Origin of the sequence: Nonomuraea sp. NEAU-A123 (genome assembly GCF_018603905.1) — a bacterium.
GTDB lineage: Bacteria > Actinomycetota > Actinomycetes > Streptosporangiales > Streptosporangiaceae > Nonomuraea.
In genome coordinates, this window is sequence record NZ_JAHFZZ010000016.1 from 33,774 (window position 1) to 56,285 (window position 22,512).

Annotated in this window: 20 protein-coding genes; 8 read left to right on the top strand and 12 right to left on the bottom strand. The window is 68.9% G+C overall.

What is annotated here, in order from left to right; translation table 11 throughout:
• Positions 1 to 13: 13 nt before the first annotated feature.
• The 8 genes from KLK06_RS39235 to KLK06_RS39270 all read right to left on the bottom strand — a co-directional run bounded on the left by KLK06_RS39235 (position 14) and on the right by KLK06_RS39270 (position 8,361).
• Positions 14 to 499, bottom strand: a complete 486-nt coding sequence (locus tag KLK06_RS39235; protein ID WP_214640737.1) for a (2Fe-2S)-binding protein — start codon at positions 497 to 499, stop codon at positions 14 to 16.
• A complete protein-coding gene (locus tag KLK06_RS39240) occupies positions 496 to 1,359 on the bottom strand; it encodes a xanthine dehydrogenase family protein subunit M (RefSeq protein ID WP_214640738.1) in 864 nt (287 codons plus the stop codon). Before KLK06_RS39240 ends, KLK06_RS39235 begins: the two co-directional genes overlap by 4 nt.
• On the bottom strand, positions 1,356 to 3,656 hold the full coding sequence (locus tag KLK06_RS39245; protein WP_214640739.1) for a xanthine dehydrogenase family protein molybdopterin-binding subunit: 2,301 nt from the start codon (positions 3,654 to 3,656) through the stop codon (positions 1,356 to 1,358). The genes KLK06_RS39240 and KLK06_RS39245 overlap by 4 nt, the downstream gene beginning before the upstream one ends.
• The gene (locus KLK06_RS39250) at positions 3,653 to 4,393 is read right to left on the bottom strand and encodes an ABC transporter permease (protein WP_214640740.1); all 741 of its coding nucleotides are present in this window, start codon (positions 4,391 to 4,393) and stop codon (positions 3,653 to 3,655) included. Before KLK06_RS39250 ends, KLK06_RS39245 begins: the two co-directional genes overlap by 4 nt.
• On the bottom strand, positions 4,390 to 5,232 hold the full coding sequence (locus KLK06_RS39255; RefSeq protein ID WP_214640741.1) for an ABC transporter permease: 843 nt from the start codon (positions 5,230 to 5,232) through the stop codon (positions 4,390 to 4,392). The genes KLK06_RS39250 and KLK06_RS39255 overlap by 4 nt, the downstream gene beginning before the upstream one ends.
• Entirely contained in the window at positions 5,232 to 6,020 is a 789-nt protein-coding gene (locus KLK06_RS39260) for an ABC transporter ATP-binding protein (RefSeq protein WP_214640742.1), read from the bottom strand. The genes KLK06_RS39255 and KLK06_RS39260 overlap by 1 nt, the downstream gene beginning before the upstream one ends.
• Positions 6,021 to 6,039: 19 nt before the next feature.
• On the bottom strand, positions 6,040 to 7,017 hold the full coding sequence (locus tag KLK06_RS39265; RefSeq protein ID WP_214640743.1) for an ABC transporter substrate-binding protein: 978 nt from the start codon (positions 7,015 to 7,017) through the stop codon (positions 6,040 to 6,042).
• Positions 7,018 to 7,359: 342 nt separating this feature from the next.
• On the bottom strand, positions 7,360 to 8,361 hold the full coding sequence (locus tag KLK06_RS39270; RefSeq protein ID WP_214640744.1) for an LLM class flavin-dependent oxidoreductase: 1,002 nt from the start codon (positions 8,359 to 8,361) through the stop codon (positions 7,360 to 7,362).
• A 78-nt stretch (positions 8,362 to 8,439) separates the two neighbouring features.
• Between KLK06_RS39270 and KLK06_RS39275 the strand changes: the two genes are divergently transcribed.
• On the top strand, positions 8,440 to 9,069 hold the full coding sequence (locus tag KLK06_RS39275) for an SRPBCC family protein (RefSeq protein ID WP_214640745.1): 630 nt from the start codon (positions 8,440 to 8,442) through the stop codon (positions 9,067 to 9,069).
• 25 nt (positions 9,070 to 9,094) lie between these two features.
• On the opposite strand, the gene KLK06_RS39280 is transcribed toward KLK06_RS39275, so the two are convergent.
• Positions 9,095 to 9,793, bottom strand: a complete 699-nt coding sequence (locus KLK06_RS39280) for a GntR family transcriptional regulator (protein WP_214640746.1) — start codon at positions 9,791 to 9,793, stop codon at positions 9,095 to 9,097.
• A 45-nt stretch (positions 9,794 to 9,838) separates the two neighbouring features.
• Between KLK06_RS39280 and KLK06_RS39285 the strand changes: the two genes are divergently transcribed.
• The 3 genes from KLK06_RS39285 to KLK06_RS39295 are packed head-to-tail and all read left to right on the top strand — an operon-like array spanning position 9,839 to position 15,149.
• Entirely contained in the window at positions 9,839 to 11,002 is a 1,164-nt protein-coding gene (locus KLK06_RS39285; protein ID WP_214640747.1) for an amidohydrolase family protein, read from the top strand.
• 11 nt (positions 11,003 to 11,013) lie between these two features.
• On the top strand, positions 11,014 to 12,342 hold the full coding sequence (locus KLK06_RS39290; protein WP_214640748.1) for a VOC family protein: 1,329 nt from the start codon (positions 11,014 to 11,016) through the stop codon (positions 12,340 to 12,342).
• Positions 12,339 to 15,149: an FAD-binding and (Fe-S)-binding domain-containing protein gene (locus tag KLK06_RS39295; protein ID WP_214640749.1), complete on the top strand. Its 2,811-nt coding sequence runs from the start codon at positions 12,339 to 12,341 to the stop codon at positions 15,147 to 15,149. Before KLK06_RS39290 ends, KLK06_RS39295 begins: the two co-directional genes overlap by 4 nt.
• Positions 15,150 to 15,193: 44 nt before the next feature.
• On the opposite strand, the gene KLK06_RS39300 is transcribed toward KLK06_RS39295, so the two are convergent.
• Together KLK06_RS39300 and KLK06_RS39305 are read right to left on the bottom strand one after the other, a co-directional pair.
• Entirely contained in the window at positions 15,194 to 15,778 is a 585-nt protein-coding gene (locus KLK06_RS39300) for a serine hydrolase domain-containing protein (RefSeq protein WP_214640942.1), read from the bottom strand.
• Positions 15,732 to 16,088: a hypothetical protein gene (locus KLK06_RS39305; protein ID WP_214640750.1), complete on the bottom strand. Its 357-nt coding sequence runs from the start codon at positions 16,086 to 16,088 to the stop codon at positions 15,732 to 15,734. Before KLK06_RS39305 ends, KLK06_RS39300 begins: the two co-directional genes overlap by 47 nt.
• 367 nt (positions 16,089 to 16,455) lie before the next feature.
• On the opposite strand from KLK06_RS39305, the gene KLK06_RS39310 reads away from it, so the two are divergent.
• Positions 16,456 to 18,153 (top strand): NAD-dependent malic enzyme, encoded by a 1,698-nt coding sequence (locus tag KLK06_RS39310; RefSeq protein ID WP_284735261.1) that lies wholly within the window; start codon positions 16,456 to 16,458, stop codon positions 18,151 to 18,153.
• Complete coding sequence (fumC, locus tag KLK06_RS39315; RefSeq protein ID WP_214640751.1) at positions 18,150 to 19,610, top strand: class II fumarate hydratase; 1,461 nt, start codon at positions 18,150 to 18,152, stop codon at positions 19,608 to 19,610. The genes KLK06_RS39310 and fumC overlap by 4 nt, the downstream gene beginning before the upstream one ends.
• Positions 19,611 to 19,673: 63 nt before the next feature.
• Here fumC and lgt read toward each other — a convergent pair whose 3' ends face one another.
• Positions 19,674 to 20,492, bottom strand: coding sequence for a prolipoprotein diacylglyceryl transferase (lgt, locus tag KLK06_RS39320; RefSeq protein ID WP_214640752.1), 819 nt, complete (start codon positions 20,490 to 20,492; stop codon positions 19,674 to 19,676).
• A 112-nt stretch (positions 20,493 to 20,604) separates the two neighbouring features.
• Here lgt and KLK06_RS39325 point away from each other — a divergent pair, with 112 nt between their 5' ends.
• Positions 20,605 to 21,732 (top strand): sensor histidine kinase, encoded by a 1,128-nt coding sequence (locus KLK06_RS39325; protein ID WP_214640753.1) that lies wholly within the window; start codon positions 20,605 to 20,607, stop codon positions 21,730 to 21,732.
• Positions 21,729 to 22,373 (top strand): response regulator transcription factor, encoded by a 645-nt coding sequence (locus KLK06_RS39330; protein ID WP_214640754.1) that lies wholly within the window; start codon positions 21,729 to 21,731, stop codon positions 22,371 to 22,373. Before KLK06_RS39325 ends, KLK06_RS39330 begins: the two co-directional genes overlap by 4 nt.
• Positions 22,374 to 22,512 lie beyond the last annotated feature (139 nt).

Here is a 22,512-nt window from a genome sequence, read left to right on the forward strand (position 1 = left end):
CCGGGTGGCTGGTTCAACCGGTGATGTGATCGGGCGCCTCGGCGTCCAGCACTGCCTGGACGATGCCTTGGTATCCGGTGCACCGGCAGGTGTTGCCCGACAGGGTTTCCCGGACGTGGTCGGCGGTCAACGGCTTCGGGCGGGAGTCGTTCTCGATCATCTCCGTTGCCGTGACGAGGAAACCCGGCGTGCAGAAGCCGCATTGCAGGCCGTGACGGCGGCTGAACGCGGCACGTAGCCGGTCGGCGAGCGGCCCGGTCAGTCCTTCGACCGTCGTGATCGAACAGCCGTCGACCTGCACGGCCAGTGTTATGCAGGCGCGCACGCTACGTTCGTCCACCAGGACTGTGCAGGCCCCGCACACGCCGTGTTCGCAACCGAGGTGGGTGCCGGTCAGGCCGAGGCGATCGCGCAGGAAGTCCGCCAGCGTCAGGCGGGCGGGCACGGTCGCCTCGATCTGCTCGTCGTTGACAGCCAAGCGGATGACATGGTCGGTCATTGTCGTTCCTCCCGAGCACGGCCGTGGGCCAGAGTGAGGCTGGTGCTGAGCGCGTCCCCGGCGACGGCGCGTACGTAGTCGGGGTCCTCGACCGGTTCTGCCGCGCTCACCCAGGAGCGAGCGATCCGGGACCACGCCTCGGGCGAGGGAGACTCGCCGACGACATCCGCTTCCACACTGACCAGCAGGGGGCGGTCCGCCGCGTGCAGAAGACCCGCGCGGACACCGGTGACTCTGCCCTGCTCGTCGGTGGTGATCAACGCACCGGCCCCAGCGATGCCGTATTCCCCGTGCCGCTGGGCATGTTCGGTGAATCCCCAGCCCTGACCGGGGGGTTGGACCGGCATACGTACCCAGGTGAGCAGCTCGTCGGCTGCGACGTCGGCTGTGTAGTAGGACACGAAGAAGTCCTCGGCACGCACCTCGCGGCGGCCGCGGTCACGGGATTCCAGATAAATGGTCGCGTCACAGACCAGTGCGACGAGCGGCAACTCTCCCGACGGGTCGGCGTGGGCGAGGGTTCCGCCGAGCGTCCCTCTGTTGCGGATGGCCACGTGCCCGGTGTGCCGTACGGCGTCGGCGGCGAGCGGGAGGCGATGCGTGAGCAACGGATCCGTCTCCAGCGAGCGCTGCCGGACGAGCGCGCCGAGGATCATCGAGTCGCCGTCGTCGAACGTGCGCGCGAGCTCGGCCAGGCCCGTGATGTCCACCAGCAGGCGTGGCCTGGCCAGGCGCAGGTTCATCATCGTGATCAGGCTCTGCCCACCGGCGATCACCCGGGCGTCCTCGGCGTCCGCGAGCAGGTCCAGAACCTGCGCGACGGACTCCGCGCGGACGTAGTCGACCGCTGCGGGCTTCACGCGGCATCAAGGGCGCTCTTGACCATCCGAGGGGCGATGGGGGTCGCGGTGACGTGCGTGCAGCCGGTCGCCGCGTCGATCGCGGCGGCCACAGCCGCGGCGACCGCGATGGTCCCGCTTTCCCCCGCACCGCGCACCCCGAGCGGATTGTCGGTGGGTACACCGAGATGCCGGATCTGCACCTCCGGAACCTCGCTTGCGCCCGGCAGGCCGTATTCGGCGAACGTCGTCGAGCGCGGGCCGCCATCGGCCCCATAGCGGAACTCCTCGTACAACGTCCCTCCGAGTCCCTGTGCCACACCGCCGAGCACTTGGCCTTCCACGACAAGCGGGTTGATCTCGACTCCCCCTTCGTGGGCCACCGCATAACGCAGCACCCGCGCGATCCCCGTCCCCGGATGCACACCGACGACAGTGGCGTGGACGCCCATGGTCCACGTCACCGTGCGGCAGCGGTACATGCTCGCCGCGCGCAGCGGTGGTTCGCCTTCCAGCGCTTCTCCCGGCCCGCCGAGCCGCGCGAGTTCACGCCAGCCGGCCGGGTCACGGTCAGGCGCCTGGAAGACCCCTTCGCGGTAGCCGACCTCGGCCGGATCCGCGCCGGTCGCTCGCGCGTACCGACGCCTGCCGGCGTCCACGAGCTGCGCGGCGGTCTGAGCGACCGCATTGCCCGCCAGTACGGCGGATCGGCTGGCGAAGGTCCCGATTCCGTGCGCGAGTGATCCGGTGTCGGTGGGCAACACCCGGACCGCTTCCATGGGCAGGGCAAGGCTTTCCGCGGCGACCTGCGCGAAGCTGGTCTCGTGGCCTTGCCCGGCCGATGCCGCGCCCGTCATCACCTCGATCCGGCCCTGCGGCGTAACAGTGAGCTGCGCGCTCTCATAAGGGCCGCGCCCGGTGGCCTCCAAGTAGCAGCCGACGCCGTGGCCGATGAGCAGCTCCGGATGCGCGGCTTGTTCCTGCGCCACCACGCCGACCGGCAACAGATCCAGGGCGGCGTCCAGGCACGCCCGGTAGTCGCCGCCGTCGTAGACGATCGGCACCCCGTCCCGGTACGGCAATGGCCGCGGATACGGCAGGTCCTGCGCGGTCAACAGGTTCCGCCGCCGGATCTCGACGTTCGTGAGCCCCAGCCGGCGCGCCGCGGCGTCCAGGCTGCGTTCCAGCACGAACGACGCCTCGGGTCGGCCGGCACCCCGGTACTGAGCGACGACAGCCTTGTTGGTGAAGATCCCTCTCCCGCCGACCCGCGCGGCGGGCACACGGTACGGCCCGAGGAGGTGAATCGCGGTGTTCGCGACGATCCCCGCGACCCACAAACTGCCCGCGCCGATGTTGACCAGAAAGTCGTCCTCCAGCGCGAGGATTCGGCCTTCGGCGTCCACCGACAACACGCAGTGGTGGACCTGGTCCCGGCCTTGGGCGGCGGCGGTCAGGTGTTCCTGGCGGTCCTCGACCCACACCAGGTCCCGTCCGGTCAGCCGGGCCAGCAGCGGCACCAGGATTTCCTCCGGGTACACGTTGGCCTTGGTGCCGAAGCCGCCGCCGACGTCGGGGACGTGCACCCGTACCTCGTCCGTCGTCCATCCGGTGGCGGCGCAGATCCCGCGCCGGACCATGTGCGGGACCTGGGTGGAGGTCCACACGTCTACTTCGCCCGTGCGATGCCCGAGCCGGGTGAGCACCCCGCGGCATTCCAACGGCACAGCGCCATGCCGGCCGATCCGGTACGTCTCGGCCACGGTCACCGCGGCCTGGGCGCGAGCCGAATCCGGGTCGCCGAAGGAGAAGGACAGCGAAGCTGCTTCGTTGCTGGAGAGATGTTCGTGCAGCACGGGCGCCTCGGCGTCGAGCGCGTCTTCCATCTCGACGACGACCGGCAATGCCGCGTAACCGACGTTCACCAGCTCCGCCGCGTCCTCAGCGAGATACCGGTCCGAGGCGACGACGGCCGCCACAATCTGCCCGACATAGTGCACACGCCGGTCGGCCATGACCGCCAGCCGTTGATCGACCATGGTGAAAGCGGTGGCCGCGACGAACTCCGGATCGGGCTCGTGCAACAGCGCGATGTAATTGTCGCGCAAGCCGAGTTGGCCGGCGGTGAACACGCCGACGACACCCGGCGCCTCCTGCGCGGCGGAGACGTCGATCTGCCGGAGGTCGCCGTGGGCGATGTCCGAACGGACGAAGACCACGTGATACGCGCCCTGCGCCTGGTCGGCCAGGAACGACCCCTTGCCGGCAAGGAGACGTTCGTCCTCTCTGCGCGGTACGGACGTGCCGATGAGCGTCATCGGACGCGCCGTTCCAGCCGCCACAGCAGCACGGACACCGTGAAGGCGGCCAGGATCAGCAGCAAGATCGTACTGACCATCTGCGCGTATTCACCGTGGCTGTATGCCTGCAGCACCACCCGGCCCAGCCCGAAGCGGGTGGCGAAGAACTCCGCGAGGACCACGCCCACCACCGCCAAGCTGATCGCGAGCCGGACACCGGTCAGTAGCGGGAGCCGGATCGCCGGCAGCAGGATGTGCACGAACAGTTGCCATTTGCCGGCCTGCACGGTCCGGCCGAGCTTCCAGTACACCGGCGGGATGCCACGCACGCCCACCGCGACGTTGATCAGCACCGGGAACAGCGCGAAGAGCACACCCATCACGATCTTGGAGCCGCTCAGGCTGAAAACGGGCAGCAGCACTGGGTACAGCACGATCTTCGGCACGCCGTTGAAGGCGATCAGCAGTGGCTCCAGCCAGGTGCGGGCCGCGGCCGACAATCCGAGCAGCAACCCGATCGCTCCACCGAGCAAGATTCCGATGATGAACGCCTGCGCCACTGCCTGCGCCGTCTCCCCCACGTCACGCAGGTACCTCGGGTCGGCGAAGTTCTGCACGAACGCCTCCGCCGTGGCCGCGGGTGACGGGATGACGAAGCTGAGGCCCGAGGAGATCTGCCAGATCGCCGACGCCAGCAAGGCCAGAACCACCGCGCCGACGAACTGCGACTGACGAAGCTTGGTGAGCGTGGTCATCGACGCCCCCTCAGCAGCACTCGCTCGGCCATCGCCATCAGGACGGTCAGCAGGACCGAAAGGATCAACACCACGAAGATGTAGGCGAACATGGTCTTGTTGTCGAAGGTCTCGTACAGGTAACGGATGCGGTAGCCCAGGCCGTTCTGCGCGGTGGTGAACTCCATCGCGATCGACCCGATCAAGGCGTATACGACAGCCAGTCGCAGCCCCGCCACGATCATCGGCGCCGCCGCCGGGATGGCGATGCCGAACAGCGTCTGCCTGGCGTTGCACTGCAGCGTCCTGGCCAGTTTGAGGTGTACCGGCCGGATGCCCTGCAGGCCGGTACGGGTGTTGAGCGCCAGCGGAATGGCCGCCATGATCGACGACAGGATGATGATCGACCCGGCGTTGATGCCGACCAGAACGATCATCATCGGGTAGAACAACACCAGCGGCACGGCGTAGAACGACACCAGATACGGCTCGAACACCCGGCCCAGCAGCGGAAGTTTCCAGAACACGATGCCCGCGCCGAGGCCGAGTGCGCAGCCGGCCACAATGGACGCCCCGATCTCCAGGCAGGTCCGGCCGAAGTCGCTCCAGAACCCGCCGGTGCCCAGCAACCCCAGGGTGCTGCCGACCACCTCGGTGGGCAACGGCAGACCGGTCTGCCTCAGCGCGCCGCTCGCGACACCGATTTGGACAAGGACGAACAGCACGGCGAGCAGCACCGCACTCGCCGCCGCGCTGCGAACGCCTTGGGGAACACGCTGGGCGGCCCGCCACCGGGCACCCCGCGGTGGAGGCAGGCGCTTGGGGGGCGCCTGCTGACTTGGCTCGATCCCCACCGCCATCACGCCGTCTCCACGTCCTGGAACCCGCGCATGGATTCCTTCTGCAGCGAGGTCCAGACCCGGTTGTGCAGTTCGTTGAACCGCGGGGAGGACACGATCGAGGCGTCGCGCTCGTCCGGCAGGTCGATGTCGATCACGTCGATGACGTGGCCCGGCCGATAGGACATCACCCAGATCTGCTGGCTGAGCAGGATCGCCTCGGAGATGTCGTGGGTGACGAACAGGACCGTCTGATGTGTCTGCTCCCAGATCCGGCGCACCTCGGCACCCAGGAAGATCCGGGTCTGCTGGTCCAGCGCGGCGAACGGCTCGTCCATCAGCACCACCCCGGGCTGCAGCGCGAGGGTGCGGGCGAGCGCCACGCGCTGGCGCATGCCGCCGGACAACGTCGCCGGGTAGGAGTTCTCGAACCCTTTCAGTCCCACGAGTTCGATGGCCGCGGCGGCCTTGGCCGCCCGCTCACCCTTGGACACGCCCGCCATCTGCATGGCGAACTCGACGTTCTCGCGGACGTTTCGCCACGGCAGCGTGGAGTCCTCTTGGAACACCACGCCGATGTCACGGTCCGGCCCGGTAACGCGCCGCCCGTTGATGTCCACGCTGCCGGAGGTGGCCGGCTGCAGGCCGGCGATCACCGCGAGCAGGGTGGACTTCCCGCAGCCGCTGGGACCGACGATGGACACGAAGCTGCGGGGCGGCACCTGCTGGGTGACGCCGTCGACCGCGATGGTGATCCCACTGGGATGGTCGAACTGGACGTGCACGTCATTGAGGTGGATGCCTTCCATGGGACCCCTTGTCGTCTCGTCAGAGGGTGGCGCGGACGTTCTCCGGCAGGTACTGCTGGTCCAGCGTCTTGGCCCAGTCGACCGGTTCGGTGAGCTGACCGGCGGCGACCATCAGCTTGGACAGGTTGTCCAGCGCCTGGGCGTCGACTTTCAGCGAATAGGCCTTGGCCAGCTCCGGCGTGTCCTTCAGGGCCTTCGCCATGACCTCCGGCGACACCTTCACCAGCGGGGCCAGCGCCTTGGCCGCCTCGTCGGTGTTGTCCACGACCCACTTGTTGAGGCGTTCGGCCACCGTGAAGAAGGCCTTGATGTTGTCCGGGTTGTCCGCCGCGTAGTCGGTGTTCACCGCCACCAGGTCGGCGGGCGTGTCACCCAGCTGGTCGCGGGCGGTGACCAGGACCTGGGCGCCTTCCTTGACCTGCTTGTCGGTGACGAACGGGTGCATCGCCCAGCCCGCGGTGACCTGGCCGGCCTTGGCCGCCGTCCAGTTGTCACCCATGGTGCCCACAGCCTGCGACGTCGTGCCGAGCTTCTTCTCCAAGCCCTTGACCAGCAACTCGGTGGACGAACCGGCCGAGGAGAACCCGAGTTTCGCGCCGGTGACCTTGCGGCCCGACGGCGCGATCCAGTAGAAGTCGTTGACCTGGAACCACGGCGCGACGATCTTCAGGTTCGACCCGGCCTGCCGGGCGGCCAGCAGCACCGAGGTGTTGCCCGCGATGGCCATGTCCGCGTCGCCGGTGGTCACCACGCGCACCGTGTTGCCGCCGCCACCGCCGTTGTAGAGGTCGACGTCCAGGCCGGCTTCCTTGAACCAGCCCTTGTCGATGCCCACCTGGAGAATCGCCATGAACGGCAGGCTGTCGGTGCCGGTCGCGGAAATGCTCAACTTGGTGGTGGTGCCGCTCGTTCCGGAGTCGCTACTCCCGCAGCCGACGAGCAGCAACGCGGCAGCGGCCAGTCCGGCTGCTAGAGGAACAAATCGGCGGTGGCGCATGAGGACCTCCTAGGCGGGGGTAGATTTAATAAAGTAGACGTTCCTACTTCTGAATGCGACATACTGCATGTAACGAGCATGTAACGGGACGTTTCCTGCCTGCGAGAATCACGCCAAGTGCGGCGGCAGCGCAGACGACCCCCGTCAGAAGGCCAGGGCTGACGAGCACCCGCTCCCAGCCCGCCGCCTCAGCGGAAGTGTGGTCGGCCACCAAGGGCCGCGGAGGCGCCGGGGGCGGTGTCCGGCCCGGAGCCACCGGCGTCGAACGGGCTGAGCGCAGTGCCGGCGGGGCGCCGGGAGCCGAGCTGCCCGGCGCTGGGAACATACCGCTGTCCTGGGGTTTCATCCCAGCGACGCACAGATCTCAGCGAACTGGGTGATCGTCTCGGTCTTGCTCTGGCCTGGCCGGACGAACGGCACGATCGAGATCTGGTCCACGCCCATGGCGTGGATCTGCTTGACCCGCTCGCGGCACTCGGCGGGCGTGCCGGCCAGCGCGAACAGGTCCACCAGGGTGTCCGGGACCAGGTCGGCGTGGTCGGCCTCCGTGTCCATGTGGTGGTAGTAGTCGTAGCTCTGCCGGATGCGGTCGACCGCGTCCTGCAACTCCGGGTCGATCTCCGCGGGCAGCGGCCGGATCACCACGCGCGACACATGCGCCCGCACCAGGTCACGCGCTTCCTTCGGGTCTTCTTGGATAGCGGTCGGTGTCCACAGGACGATCCGCAGGTCGGCCAGGGTGCGACCGCTCGCCTTCGCGCCCTTTTCGATCTGCTTCAGCGCGCCTTCGATGAACTGCGGGGCGGTGCCCACCAGCACGATCACGCCGTCGGCCACGCGCCCGGACATCTCGAGGATCTTCGGCGCGGACGCGGCGATGTAGATCGGGATCGGGGTCGGCTCGGTCAGGTAGTTCAGGTGGAAGTCCGCGCCGCTGGAGGCTTCCTTGACGCTCTCGCCCCGGAAAAGGGTGCGCAGCTCTTCGATCGCGTGCTCGAGTTCGGCCAGCTTGAGGGGCTTGAGGCCCATGGTCCGCAACGACGAGTCGCCGGTGCCGATGCCCAGCGCGACCCGGCCGCCGGTGAATTCCGCCAGGGTCGCCCACTGGGATGCCAGCAGCGATCGGTGCCTGGTCACGGCGTTCGTGACGCCCGTACCGAATACGATCCGCTCGGTACCCACCGCCGCGGCGCCCATCGTGATACCGGACTCCCGCCAGATGTTCTGTGAGTCTCCGAACCACACGTTGTCGTAGCCGAGACCCTCTGCGAGCTGGACATACTCCCGGATCGCGCCGACCGGTTCGGTCGGGAAAAGGCCCACACCCTTGCTGATGTTGCTCACGCTGCCTCCAAGTGTATTCTTTATAAAAAAAGTAGCAGAGGCTCCTCGCTGAGGCGAGGCTTGCGGAGGGAGTGCAGCGTGCGGCTGGTCAATACGTTCGATGTCCCAGCGCCTCTGGCCGCGGCCTGGCCGGTGATGACCGACATCGAGCGGTTGGTGTCCTGCGTCCCCGGCGCCGCACTCGACAGCCACGAAGGCGACGCCTACCGCGGCCACGTCAGCGTCCGGGTCGGACCGGTGAACCTGCGGTTCGCCGGCACGGCCGAGGTCACCAGCGTCGACCCCGGCACGCACACACTGGCGATACGGGCATCAGCCAGGGATCATCGGGGCCAAGGCGGGCTGACCGCCGTGGTCACGGTGACACTCGCCGCCGCCGCCGGAGAACGCACCACTGTGGACGTCCGCACCGACGTCGATCTCACCGGCAAGGTCGCCCAGTACGGCGCGGGCATGATCGAGAAGGTCAGCGGCCGGATCGTGCGGCAGTTCGCGGCCCGGCTGGAACAGCAGTTCGCCGGCGCGATGACCGGCGCCCGATCACCAGCCCCGCAACAGTTCAGCGCCGGGCACGACCGACCGGCGAGCAATCTGTTCAAAGTGCTGGCGCCGGTAGCCGGCGCCGCGTTGGGCGCCTTCCTGCTCGGGTTCGCCTGCCGGCGAGCGTTGGACCAGCAGACCATCCGCCCGCACGCGGCGCGGAACTAGGCCGTCACATGAGCGACCATGACGATCACTTGCCGTCCCCCAGCAGGCTGCGCAGGTGCGCCACCGAATCGCCGCGGTGCAGGTTCAGCAGGCGCACGGTCTGGCTGACGTCGTGGGCGAACGCGGCTTCGAGGATCGCCTGATGATCGTCGTTGACCGTCTCGGCGTTGAACCTGTCGCCGAAGTAGAGCTGCCGGTACGGGTCGGTGCTGTCCCAGAGCTGGCTCACGGTGCGCACGGCGCGGTGCAGCCCGCTCGGCTCGAACAGCTGGAAGTGAAACCGCCGGTTCTGCTCGTTGACCGTGGTCATGTCGGACTCGGCGGCGGCCTTGGCGATCTTGGCCATCGCGTCCTCCATCGCGGCGAGCTCGGCGCGGCCCAGCCGCGGGATGCTGGCGCGGACCAGCCCTGTCTCCAGCCATTCGCGCATGTCGTAGATCTCGATGAGCTCGGCGATGGTCAGCCGCGTGACACGGAACCCGTGGTGCGGCAGATAGGTGACGTGCCCTTCGCCCTCGAGCATCTTCAGCGCCTCACGCACCGGCACTCGGCTCATGTTGAACCGTTCGGCGATCTCGTCCTGGCGGATCGCGGTGCCGGGCGCCAGCTCACCGTTGATCACCATCTTACGCAGCTCGGCCAGAACTGCCTGGTGGGCAGTGGTCGGCCGGACGTACGCCTCCCCGTTGGCACGAACCACGCCGGCTCCACCCTCGTTGCTCACGTTAATAGTTTATACGAACCATCCTCTCATCTCGCGGAGCCATACATGACCACGATCATGATCGACAATATCGGCACACTGGCCGGCGGACTGCCCGGCGCACCGGTGACGCGGGAGACCTCCGTGCTCATCGAAGACGGCGTGATCGCCGCCATCGGCGGCGATCACCGGGCTGACCGTGTCCTCGACGCGGGCGGTCTCACGGTGATCCCCGGGCTCGTCGATGGGCACGTGCACCCGACCTTCGGCGAGTGGACTCCCGCCCAGGACGCGATCGGCTGGATCCACAACTACCTCCATGGTGGCACCACGTCGATGGTGTCCGCGGGCGAGCTGCACATCCCCGGGCTGGCGTTCGACCAGCTCACCCCAGAGCTGGTGGTCAGCATCGCGATCGTGTCCAAGCACACCACCGGCCGGATGCGCCCGTCCGGGGTCAAGGTCGGAGCGGGCACGGCGCTGCTCATACCGGGTATGACCGAGCAGCACTTCGACCGGCTGGCCGCCGAGGGCGTCGACCAGTTGAAGTTCATCTTCTACGACTGGAACCGGCTGGACGACGGTGAAGCGGTCCAGTACGTCGCCTGGGCGCACGAGCGCGGGATGACCGTCAAGATGCACTCCGGCGGCGTTTCACGCTCCGGGTCGAGCCGGGTGGCCGGCCACGAGATCGTCGCGGCGGTCGGCCCTGACATCGTCGCGCACATCTCCGGCGGGCCGATCCCGATGCGCGACGACGACATCCGTGCGGTGGTCCGCACGACCACCTCGGCGCTGGAGGTGTGCAGTTCGATGAACTACCGCGCCACCCAGGTCGTGGTCGACGAACTCCGTGCCGCAGGCGCGCTGGACCGGCTCACGCTGGGGACCGACACGCCCGGTGGGACCGGCGTGATCCCGCGAGGCATGCTCCGCAACATCTGTTTCCTGGCGTCGGTCTGCGGAGTCGATCCCGCCGACGCGGTCGCCGCGGCCACCGGCGTGACCGCCGCGGCCCACCGGCTGGACACCGGTGTACTGGCGCCCGGCCGGCCCGCCGACCTGGTCGTACTCGGTCCGATCACCGGCTCCGACGCCGGCGACGCGCTGGAGTCGTTCGCGATGGGCGACCTTCCCGGTATCGCGGCGGTGTTCGTCGACGGCGAGGCCCTGGTGTCCGGCCGCAGTGAGCAGACTCCCCCGCCACGGTCCGCCGTCCGGTGGCACTGAAAGGAAACCCGATGCTTCAGACTTCCCAGCTGCGGGCCGCGTTCGCCACTCGTCTGTCCGATATGTACGGCGCCGAGGTCCCGGCGTACACGACGCTGCTCGACGTGGCCGGCGAGATCAACCACGAGGTGCTGCGGCGTGACGCGGACGCCACGCGCTTGGGCGACATCAGCCGGGTGACCGCTGAGCGACACGGTGCGATCCGGGTGGGCAGTCCGCGGGAGATGCGTCAGGCAGCGCAGATCTTCGCGGCGCTGGGCATGCATCCGGTCGGCTTCTACGACCTGCGGGACGCCGCCGCCAGCTCGGTGCCGGTGGTGTCCACCGCTTTCCGCCCGATCGCGGCCGATGAGCTGGCGCGTAACCCGTTCCGGGTCTTCACCTCGATGCTCACCACTGCCGACCGCCGCTTCTTCGACGCGGACCTGCGGGCCCGGCTGGAAGCCTTCCTGGAGCGCCGGGAGCTGTTCGCTCCCGAGCTGCTGGAGCTGGCGGCACGGGCCGAGCGGTACGGCGAACTCGATGATCCCACGGCCGAGCGGTTCCTCCACTTGGCCGTCGAAGCGTTCCAGCTCTCCCCGGAGCCCATTGACCAGGCGTGGTACACCGAACTGGAGCGCATTTCCGCCGTGGCCGCCGACATCGGCGGCGTACGCAGCACGCACGTCAACCACCTGACGCCACGGGTGCTGGACATCGACGAGCTGTACCGGCGGATGAGCGAACGCGGGATCATCATGATCGACCAGATCCAGGGGCCGCCACGGTGGGCCGGGCCGGATGTCCTGTTGCGACAGACGTCGTTCCGGGCGCTGGCCGAACCCCGGAGGTTCCGCGCGGCCGACGGCTCGGACACCGACGGCACGCTTCGCGTTCGTTTCGGGGAGGTCGAGGCCCGTGGCATCGCTTTGACGCGCGAAGGCAGGGCGCTCTACGACCGCATGGTGGCTGAGACCGACCGGCTCGTGGCCGAGTCCGGCAGGTCCCGGCAGGACGTCGCGGAGGGCGTGTGGCGCGCGCACCTGCCTGCGGACGAGCGCGGGCTCGCTGACCAGGGGCTGGCCTACTTCACGTATCAAGCCGTTCTCGACGACGGCACGATCAGCGCGACTCCGATCGTGTACGAGGACTTCCTGCCCCGCTCCGCAGCCGGGATCTTCCAGTCCAACCTCACCGACGAGGGCACTCGGGACTCGACTCAGGCCGCCACTGCCTACGACGAAGGCCGGCTGTCGGAGATGATCGGCAGGCAGGTCCTGGATCCGTTCGAACTGTACGAGGCGCAACAGCGACAGTCGCTTCAACATGCCCGCAAAGAGCTTGGACAGCCACCGGTATGAGTACTGAACTGATAGCCGATCTGCGTGCCGCTGTCCGGGGCGAGGTGGCCGCCGACGCGGGCGCCCGCGCCCTGTACTCGGCGGACGCCTCGAACTACCGCCGGATCCCCGTGGCGGTCGTCTTTCCGCTCGACCGCGATGATGTGATCGCCGCGGTGGCCGCGTGCCGTCGTCATGGCGCGTCGATCACCTCTCGCGGCGGCGGAACCAGCACCTCAGGCCAGGCCGTCGGCGAGGGTGTGGTGCTGGATTTCTCCCGGCATTACTCGCGGATCCTGTCCATCGACCCGGACGCGCGGACCGCCCGCGTCGAACCGGGCATTGTGCTGGACGACCTGCAGTCCGCGGTCGCGGGGCACGGCTTGGTATTCGGGCCGGATCCCTCCACCCACGGCCGGTGCACGATCGGCGGGATGATCGGCAACAATGCCTGCGGCTCGCACTCCTTGGCCTGGGGAAAGACCAGCGACAACGTTCTCGAACTCGAAGTGCTCACCTATGACGGGGCGATACTCACCGTCGGCCCGCTGACCCGCGCGGAGCTCGATCACGCGATCGCCGAAGGCGGCGAACGCGGGCGCATCCTGGCGGCCGCCCGGGACCTCGTGCTGGGCGACCTCAGCACTCTGCGAACCGAATTCGGCCGGTTTCCGCGACAGGTATCGGGTTACTCCCTTGAGCATCTGCTGCCGGAGAACCGGTTCGACCTTGCCCGTGCGCTGGTCGGCACCGAGGGCACGTGCGTGGTGGTGCTCTCGGCGACCCTCCGGCTGGTGGCACGGCCGGCGACGCGCACCCTGGTAGTGCTCGGATACGCGGACTCGTTCGCCGCGGCGGACGCCGTACCGGCGTTGATCAGGTGCGCACCGATGACGCTGGAAGGCCTGGACCGCAGCCTGACCCGGATGGTCGACCGGCCCGCCGCACTCGACCGGCTTCCTGAAGGCGACGCGTGGTTGTTCGCCGAGATCGATACGGACGATCCGGCGGAGCTGGCGGCCGCGGCGGAGAACACGGGAGGCTTCCTCGGCACGCATGTGGCCGTCGACCCCGACGACCAACGTGCGTTGTGGAGCATCCGGGAGGACGGAGCCGGCCTTGCGACGCGGCTGCCCGACGGATCGGAGGCATGGCCCGGCTGGGAGGACGCGGCCGTCCCACCGGACAATCTCGGCGCCTACCTGCGCGATTTCGTGGCCCTGTTGGACCGGTACGCGCTTCGCGGCGCCGTCTACGGGCATTTCGGCGAAGGCTGTCTGCACGTCCGGATCGACTTCGACTTCAGCACCGAGGCGGGAACGACCCGGTTCCGGGCGTTCCTCGCCGAGGCCGCTCGGCTCGTCGCGGCGCACGGCGGCTCGCCGTCCGGCGAACACGGCGACGGCCAGGCGCGCTCAGAGTTTCTCGATCGGGTCTACAGCCCACAAGCCATCGGCCTGATGGCGCGCTTCAAGCAGATCTGGGATCCCGAGGGCCGGCTCAACCCGGGGATCGTCGTCCATCCGCGACGCTCCGATCAGGACTTGCGCGTCTCGCCGCATCGTGTCCCGTTGCAGCTGGCGACGGTGCTCGGCTTTTCCGAGGACGGTGGGGACTTCGCCAAGGCGACCCGCCGCTGTGTCGGCGTCGGCAAATGCCGGACAACAGCCGCGACCGGATCGGTGATGTGCCCCAGCTATCGGGTGACCCGCGACGAACGTGACTCCACCCGTGGGCGCGCCCGGCTGCTGTACGAGATGACGCAGGGCGAGGTGATCACCGACGGCTGGCGTTCCCGCGAAGTCCGGGACGCACTGGATCTGTGCCTGTCCTGCAAGGGATGCAGCTCCGACTGTCCGGTCGGTGTGGACGTGGCGAGCTACAAGTCCGAGTTCCTGTATCACCACTATCGGCACCGGCTACGCCCGATGTCGCACTACTCGATGGGTTGGCTTCCTCTGTTGTCACGGCTGGCGGGGCGGGCACCTCGGCTGGCCAACGCCGTGACCCACTCGGCGTTGGCGCCCGCGCTGAAACGGCTGGGGGGCATCGCCCGGCAACGCCCCATTCCTTCGTTCGCCGACCAGACTTTTCTGCGCTGGTTCCGCAGCCGTCCGCAAGGGCCGTCAGGGCGGCCGGTGCTGCTGTGGGTGGACTCGTTCAACAATCACTTCAGTCCTCAGGTGCTGCGTGCGGGAGTCGAGGTGCTCGAATCCGCCGGGTTCCAGGTTCGCGTGCCGCAGGGAACCCAGTGCTGCGGGTTGACCTGGCTGACCACCGGCCAGCTCGGCCAGGCCCGCCGCGTCGCGGCTCGAACCGTCGCCGCTGTGGAACGCCACCCGGACATGCCCATTGTCGGTCTCGAACCGAGCTGCACCGTGGCGCTCCGGTCGGATCTGCCCAACTTGCTGGACACGGCCGCCGCACGACGAACCGCAGATCGTGTCACCACTTTCGCCGAGGCTCTGGTCGACAGCGACTACGAACCATCGCGACTGGACACGCTTTCACTGAGCCAGACCCATTGCCACCAGCACGCCGACTCGGGGAGTGCGGCCAGCAGCGAGCTCCTGCGCCGAGCCGGTGTGGACAACACCGAACTGGCATCCGGCTGCTGCGGCCTGGCGGGCAACTTCGGTTTTGAACGCGGGCACTACGAGGTGTCGGTGGCCGCGGCCCAACAGGTGTTGCTCCCCCGGATTCGAGGTGCCTCGGCCGAAACGGTCGTGCTCGCCGACGGGTTCAGCTGCCGAACCCAGATCGACCAGCTGACCGACCGGACAGCCCACCATGTCGCCGAATTGCTTGCCGCCGCCGTCAGACGATGACGTCGAACGTCCCGCAGACGTCCGCCAGGCCGGCCTGGGGTGCACTAGCGCAGGGCGTCGAGCAGCTCACTCTCCTCTTGGCTCTGCGGAAAGCCAGACACGGCCGCCAGCATGATGCGGTCATCCTCGCGAACGGCGAATGAGTCGCACCTGACCGGCCAAGATCTGTGTCGGTCTGTCAGTGGGTCGTGGGCGACGTGGCCCCATACGGCGCCGCACGGTGTGACGACCTTCTCCAGGCCCAGCCCGTATCGGTTCGGGTTGCCGGGCTCCTCGGCGACGGTGGTGCGCATCTGCTTCAGCTGGGCGGGAGGCAGCAGCTTGCCGGCGCGGCCGGGACCGGCGAACTTCGTCCCGGCGGGCGTGCCGGGAGGCAACAGGGGCGCGATGTGGGCGGCGTCGGGCTCGTAGCCGTGGGCGAGCCCGCGGTTGTCCGGCCGGCCGATGCCGGTGGGCAGGTAGGTGTTCTTCAGGTTCAGCGGCTTGGCGATCCGCTCCTGGATCAGGTCGCCGAGGCTCTGCTCCGTGACCTTCTCGGCGATGAGGCCGAGCGCGACGTTGGTGTTGCTGTAGGAGTACTGCCTACCGGGCGCGAACATCGGGTCGTGCCCGGCCGCCGCGGCGATCAGCTCCTCGGGGGTCCACTGCCTGGTGAAGCACGTGTCCGCTTCTGGTCCACGGCGCCTGCCGGACGATCTCGGTCGCCGGCCCGTGGCCGCCGTCGACCCGCACGATCACCCCGGGGGCGCCGGCATCCACGGCCCGCTGAGCCAGCTTGGTCAGGTGAGCCGTCGATGTCACCTCCGCCTCGGTGTGCCGCACCGTGGCCTGTGTGGTCTGCGTGGCCGAAGCCGATGCGGCCGACGACCCGCCGGCCATGACCGCGCCGGTCAGGGCGGTGGTCACCAGCAGCGCCAGCGCCGCACGTTTTTCAGTCATGTGGTGCTCCCCCGAGGAACGCCCCGGCTCGATCAGATCGACGACCTGCGAGCTACCGGGCTCGTGCCGAACGACGATCAGTCTGTTCAAGCACGGCCCGCCGAACGATCAGGCTGTCCCCCTGGTCAGGGCGCGATCCACGACCACACGGGGTACGGCTAGCCCTACCAGCCAGGTGCCCCTTCATTGCCTTTGTCGGGATTTGAGGCAGTTGGGAGGTGCGGCTCAGTGTCCGGTTCCCGGGCCGGGGCAGCCTCTGCGAGGGGCTGTTTCGCCGTGACCGGGCGCCGGGTGCCTGGGCGGTGTGCCCGAAAGGGGGGTGACGATGATGTCACCGGGGAAGAGGAAGCCGGATCTGGTGAGCTTCATGTTCGCCGAGCAGCCGGACGGGAGTTACGTGACGTCCCTGCGGGGCCAGGCGGTGCTGCAGGAGCCGCTGCTGAACAAGGGCACGGCGTTCTCGCCGCAGGATCGGGCCGAGCTGGGGCTGGACGGTCTGCTGCCGCCGGTGGTGGAGTCGCTGGACGAGCAGGTGCGGCGAATGTACGCGCAGTACCGGGCGCAGCCGAGCGACCTGCTGAAGAACGTCTACCTGGAGGCGCTGCGGGACCGCAACGAGGTGCTGTACTACCGGCTGCTGAGTGATCATCTGCGCGAGATGCTGCCCATCGTGTACGACCCGACCGTCGGCGAGGCGATCAAGACCTACAGCCATGAGTACCGCCGTCCCCGGGGCGTGTACCTGTCCATCGACGACGCCGGCGGGATCGAACGGGCGTTCAAGAACATCGGGCTGGGCCCGGACGACGTCGATCTGATCGTGGCCTCCGACGCCGAGGAGATCCTGGGCATCGGCGATTGGGGGGTGGGCGGTGGCGCCGGCATCGCGGCCGGCAAGCTGGCCGTTTACACGGCCGCCGCGGGGATCGACCCCGGCCGGGTCATTCCGATCGCCCTGGACGTGGGCACCGACAACGAGGCGCTGCTGAACGACCCGGCCTATGTCGGCAACCGACACGCGCGGGTACGGGGTCAGCGTTACGACGACTTCATCGACGCCTATGTCACCACGGCCACCCGGATGTTCCCCGGTGCCCTGCTGCACTGGGAGGACTTCGGGCCGTCCAACGCCCGGCGGATCCTGGAGAAGTACACCGGCCGGATCTGCACCTTCAACGACGACATGCAGGGCACCGGCGCGATCGTACTGGCCGCCATGCTCAGCGCCGTCAAAGTGTCCGCCATGCCGATGCGTGAACAGCGGATCGTCATCTTCGGCGCGGGTACCGCCGGCATCGGCATCGCCGACCAACTGCGCGACGCGATGATCCGCGACGGCCTGGACCACAGCACCGCCACCCGGCGGATCTGGCCGATCGACAAGCAGGGCCTGCTCATCGACGACATGAGCGACCTGCGTGACTTCCAGCAGCCGTATGCCCGCCCGCGGGACGAGGTCGCCGACTGGGCGCGGAACGAGCACGGCATCTCGCTGGCCGAGGTCGTCGAGCGGGTCAAGCCGACCATGCTGCTGGGCACCTCCACCGTCCACGGCGCGTTCACCGAGAAGATCGTGCGCACGATGGCGGCGGGTGTGGACCGTCCGATCATCTTCCCGATCTCCAACCCGACCGAGCGGATCGAGGCGATGCCCGCCGACCTGATCCGCTGGAGCGACGGCCGGGCCTTGATCGCCACTGGCCTCCCGATCGAGCCGATCACGTACAACGGCGTCACCTACGCCATCGCCCAGGCCAACAACGCCCTGCTCTACCCCGGACTGGGGCTGGGCGTGGTGGTCGCGCGGGCCCGCCGGGTCAGCCCCGGCATGTTCCAGGCGGCGGCTGACGCCGTCGGCGACATGGTCGACGTCTCGGCGCCGGGTGCGTCCCTGCTGCCCCAGGTGGACAACCTGCGAGAGGTCTCCGCCACCGTGGCGGTCGCCGTGGCCAACCAGGCCGCTGAGGAGCACCTGGCCGGCACCACCCTGCGCGACACCGTCCAGCAGGTGCAAGATGCCATGTGGCAGCCCACGTACCGCCCGATTCACGGGAACGGGCAATGAGCGCGCCGCAGGTCCGCGATGTGCCGATCGGGCTGAAAGCCACTGGCACGCGGACGGAGAGCGACTCCCTTGGCGAGGTGGAGGTGCCGGCCGAGCACTACTGGGGCGCCCAGACCCAGCGGTCGTTGATCCACTTCGACATCGGCGACGACCGCATGCCCAAGGCCGTCTACCACGCCTACGGCTACATCAAGAAGGCCGCCGCGATCGTCAACGCCCGCGCCGGCCGGCTGCCCCAGTGGCAGGCTGACGTGATCAGCCGGGTCGCCGACGAGGTCATCCGTGGCGAGCTGGACAGCGAGTTCCCCCTGTACGTGTGGCAAACCGGCTCGGGCACCCAGTCCAACATGAACGTCAACGAGGTGATCTCCAACCGGGCGATCCAGCTCCTCGGCGGGCGGCTGGGCAGCAAGGACCCCATCCACCCGAACGACCACGTGAACATGGGCCAGTCGTCCAACGACACGTTCGTCACCGCCATGCATATGGCCGCTGTCGAGGCGATCGATGATCATGTGCTGCCCGCCGCGGCCAGGCTGCGCAAGGCCGCCGAGGCCAAGAGCCGGGAGTGGGCGCACGAGGTCAAGATCGGGCGTACCCACCTGGAGGACGCGACCCCGCTGACCGTCGGTCAGGAGTGGTCCGGCTACGCCGCTCAACTCAGCGACGCCATCGAGTATCTTGCGCGTACTCGTACCGGGCTGTACCAGCTGGCCATCGGCGGCACCGCGGTCGGCACCGGGCTGAACGCACCGCCGAGGTTCGGCGAGGAGATGGCCCAGCAGATCGCCGAGCTCACCGGGCGGCCCTTCATCAGCGCGCCCAACAAGTTCGCCGCCCAGGCCTCCTGCGACCACCTCGTGCGAGCGTCGGCGGCGCTGCGCGCGCTGGCCGTGCCGCTGTTCAAGTTCGCCAACGACCTGCGCTGGCTCGGCTCCGGGCCGCGTACCGGGCTGCACGAGTTGATCCTGCCGTCCAACGAGCCCGGTTCGTCGATCATGCCGGGCAAGGTCAACCCGACCCAGGCCGAGGCCACATTGATGGTCGCCATCCAGGTGATGGGCAATGACACCGCCGTCTCGATGGCCGGCGCCGAGGGCAACTTCGAGCTGAACGCCTTCCGCCCGGTCATCATCAACAACGTCCTGCACTCGGCGCGGATCCTGGCCGACGTGATGGACCACTTCCGCAAGTACCTCGTTGAAGGGGCCAAGCTCAACACCGACAGACTGCACCACAACATTGACCACTCGATCATGATGGTGACCGCGCTCAGCCCCGTCATCGGCTACGACCAAGCCGCCCACATCGCCCACCATGCCCTGGACAAGGGTCTGGCGCTCAAGGACGCCGCACTCCAATGCGGGGTCTCGGAGGACACCTACGACAGGATCGTCGACCCCGAACGCCTCACCCGACCCGGAGTCCCCAGCCCCGACGGCCACACCCGAGGCTGAGCGTGTCGCCCGCCGAACACCACGTGCGACCGACACGTTGGGCCCTGGGCGCCGAGAGCTCGTTCAGCCTCGTACCGCGGGCCGGGGGTCAGTGGTCGGCGTCTGGCGGGTGGCGGTCAGGTAGGCGATCGCCGACCCGAAGACCAGCAGGGCGGTCCAGACGTTGAAGCGCAGCCCGAGGATGAGAGGGGCGGGATCTATGCGCAGCCACTCGATCCAGGCGCGGCCGGCGGTGTAAGCCGCGGCGTACAGGGCGAACAGCCGGCCACGGTTCAGCCGGAAGCGCCGCTCGGCCCAGAGGACGAGGCCGGCCACACCCAGGTCCCACAGCGACTCGTAGAGGAAGGTCGGGTGGTAGGTGGCCGTGGATTCCATGCCCGGCGGTCGGTGGGCGGGGTCGATCTCCAGTGCCCAGGGCAGGGTGGTCGGCCTGCCGTACAACTCCTGGTTGAACCAATTGCCCCAGCGGGCGATCGCCTGCCCGAGGGCGATCCCGGGCGCGACGGCGTCGGCGAAGTCGCGCAGCGGGATGCCGCGCCGGCGGCAGGCCAGCCACGCGCCCAGCGCGCCGCCGGCGACGGCGCCCCAGATGCTGATCCCGCCCTGCCAGATCGCGAAGGCGCGCAGGGGGTCCTTGCCGGGGCCGAAGTACTGCTGCCAGTCGGTGGCCACGTGGTAGATCCGCGCACCGATCATGCCGAACGGCACGGCCCAGGCGGCGATGTCCCCGATCGTGCCACGCTCGCCGCCGCGGGCGGTCCAGCGGCGCTGGGTGACCCAGATGCCGACGGCGATGGCGAGCACCATGAGCAGGGAGTAGGCGCGGATGGGCAGCGGGCCGAGGTACCAGACGGCTTGGGACGGGCTGGGGATTGCTGTCACGCCGTCGAGTCTGGCTCCGGTGCGGCTGCGCGCACATCGAGCGGGACACCGATCGCCGGGTCAGTCGACTGGTTGATGCCAGACCGGCGGGTGGCTGATTATCGTCGGTGCTGTGGAGTCCTGGGAGCGGTCACGGCACCGGTGGCAGCACGCTTTCTTCGCCTCGTGGCTGGTGCTGACCTCGGCCGGGCCGCTGATGGAGGTGGGTCAGGTCCTGCCGGTGGCGCTCGTGGCCGGGCTGGCCGCCTGGTATGCGGTGTGGTTCGTGCTGCGCACGCCTCCCGCGGGTGAGGTGCCCCTGCCGTACGTGGTCGGCGGTGGGTTGCTCTGGCTGGGGCTGTTAGCGATCGACTCGTCTTTCCTGGTGGTCTGCCTGAGCGTGCTCGTGCCGTACTGCATGGACGCCCTGCGCGTCGGGCTGGTCGCGGTGCTGTCGTGCGCCGGGGCCTGGTTGTGGCACAGCTACCATGAGGGCGGGTCGATCACCTGGACCGAGATCGCCATCACCGCGCTGATCGCGATCAGCGCGGCCGCCTCGGTCGGGTACTTCTATTCGGTGGCCCGGCAGAGCGCCGAGCGCAAGGAGCTGATCGACCAGTTGCAGGCCGCCCAGGAGGCGCGGGCGGCGGCCGAACGGCAGGCGGGCGTGGCCGCCGAGCGGCAGCGGCTGGCTCGCGACATCCATGACAGCTTGACCCAGGGGTTCGCCAGCGTGGTGATGCTGTTGGAGGCGGCGCAGGAGCGGTTGCCGGACGACCGGCACCTGACCCAGGCGTTACGGGCGGCCAGGGAGAACCTCGCGGAGAGCCGCCGCGTGGTGTGGGCGCTGCGGCCCGGCGAGCTCGACGACGGCGGCCTGCCGGAGGCGCTGCGGCGGTTGTCGAGCCGGCTGTCCGACGAGACCGGCATCGACGCGCACACCGTGATCACCGGGGCACTGCGGCCCCTGGACGCGCACATCCAGGCCGAACTGCTGCGAGTGGCGCAGGAGGCGGTCGCCAACGCCCGCCGCCACGCCCATGCCGAGCAGGTCACCATGACCCTGTCGTACATGGAGGACCTGGTCGTGCTGGATGTCCACGACGACGGCGACGGCTTCGATCCCGAGCGGGCCGCCGCCGGCCACGGCCTGCTGATCATGCTTGAGCGGATGGAGCAGCTCGGCGGCACGCTCCTCGTGGAAAGCGCGTCCGGGGAGGGCACCACGGTCGTGGCCAGCCTCCCGGCGGTGGCGCGATGACCGCGCGGGTCACGATCCGGGTCCTGATCGCCGACGACCACCCGGTGGTCCGTGACGGCATCCGGGCGATGCTCGGCACCCAGGACGATCTGGAGGTGGTCGGCGAGGCGGTCTCAGGCTCGGACGCGGTACGGCTGGCGCGTGAACTGCGGCCGGATGTCACGCTGATGGACCTGCAGATGCCCGAGCTCCACGGCGCGACGGCGATCAGCCGGATCCGCGAGCACGACCCCGGCGCCAGGGTGATCGTGCTGACCACCTATGACACCGACAGCGACATCTCCCGTGCCATCGACGCCGGAGCCATCGGCTACCTGCTCAAGGACACCCGTCGTGAGCAGCTGTTCGACGCCATCAGGGCGGCGGCCCGAGGAGAGAGCGCCCTGTCGCCGGCGATCGCGACCCGGGTGTTGTCGTGGGCGCGCGCCGACGCGCCCGGCGCCCTCAGCGGCCGGGAGATCGAGGTCCTGGGCGCGGTCGCCCAGGGGATGAGCAACAAGGCCATTGCCGCCCATCTGTGCATCAGCGAGGCCACGGTCAAGACCCACCTGCTGCACATCTTCGCCAAGCTCGACGTCGACGACCGCACCGCCGCCGTGACCGTGGCGGCCACGCGGGGGATCATCCGCCTTGGCGGCTAGGACAAATCTTCTGTGCTCGCTGGGTTGTACGGCGCCATGAGCTGACCGGCCGGCGCCCGCGCGAAGCCGGCCGTCGAACGCCCGTCACCGCAGCTAGATCACCTGTCAAATGCGCGTACGCCTGTCCGAGGGAGCCCGT

Excerpts from the sequence above, each read along its gene's own strand:
- KLK06_RS39250 (WP_214640740.1), bottom strand. The coding sequence starts at position 4,393 with ATGACCACGCTCACCAAGCTTCGTCAGTCGCAGTTCGTCGGCGCGGTG.
- KLK06_RS39285 (WP_214640747.1), top strand. The coding sequence starts at position 9,839 with ATGACCACGATCATGATCGACAATATCGGCACACTGGCCGGCGGACTG.
- KLK06_RS39330 (WP_214640754.1), top strand. The coding sequence starts at position 21,729 with ATGACCGCGCGGGTCACGATCCGGGTCCTGATCGCCGACGACCACCCG.
- KLK06_RS39260 (WP_214640742.1), bottom strand. The coding sequence starts at position 6,020 with ATGGAAGGCATCCACCTCAATGACGTGCACGTCCAGTTCGACCATCCC.
- fumC (WP_214640751.1), top strand. The coding sequence starts at position 18,150 with ATGAGCGCGCCGCAGGTCCGCGATGTGCCGATCGGGCTGAAAGCCACT.
- KLK06_RS39245 (WP_214640739.1), bottom strand. The coding sequence starts at position 3,656 with ATGACGCTCATCGGCACGTCCGTACCGCGCAGAGAGGACGAACGTCTC.
- KLK06_RS39310 (WP_284735261.1), top strand. The coding sequence starts at position 16,456 with ATGTTCGCCGAGCAGCCGGACGGGAGTTACGTGACGTCCCTGCGGGGC.
- KLK06_RS39265 (WP_214640743.1), bottom strand. The coding sequence starts at position 7,017 with ATGCGCCACCGCCGATTTGTTCCTCTAGCAGCCGGACTGGCCGCTGCC.
- KLK06_RS39235 (WP_214640737.1), bottom strand. The coding sequence starts at position 499 with ATGACCGACCATGTCATCCGCTTGGCTGTCAACGACGAGCAGATCGAG.
- KLK06_RS39290 (WP_214640748.1), top strand. The coding sequence starts at position 11,014 with ATGCTTCAGACTTCCCAGCTGCGGGCCGCGTTCGCCACTCGTCTGTCC.
- KLK06_RS39305 (WP_214640750.1), bottom strand. The coding sequence starts at position 16,088 with ATGACTGAAAAACGTGCGGCGCTGGCGCTGCTGGTGACCACCGCCCTG.
- KLK06_RS39255 (WP_214640741.1), bottom strand. The coding sequence starts at position 5,232 with ATGGCGGTGGGGATCGAGCCAAGTCAGCAGGCGCCCCCCAAGCGCCTG.
- KLK06_RS39295 (WP_214640749.1), top strand. The coding sequence starts at position 12,339 with ATGAGTACTGAACTGATAGCCGATCTGCGTGCCGCTGTCCGGGGCGAG.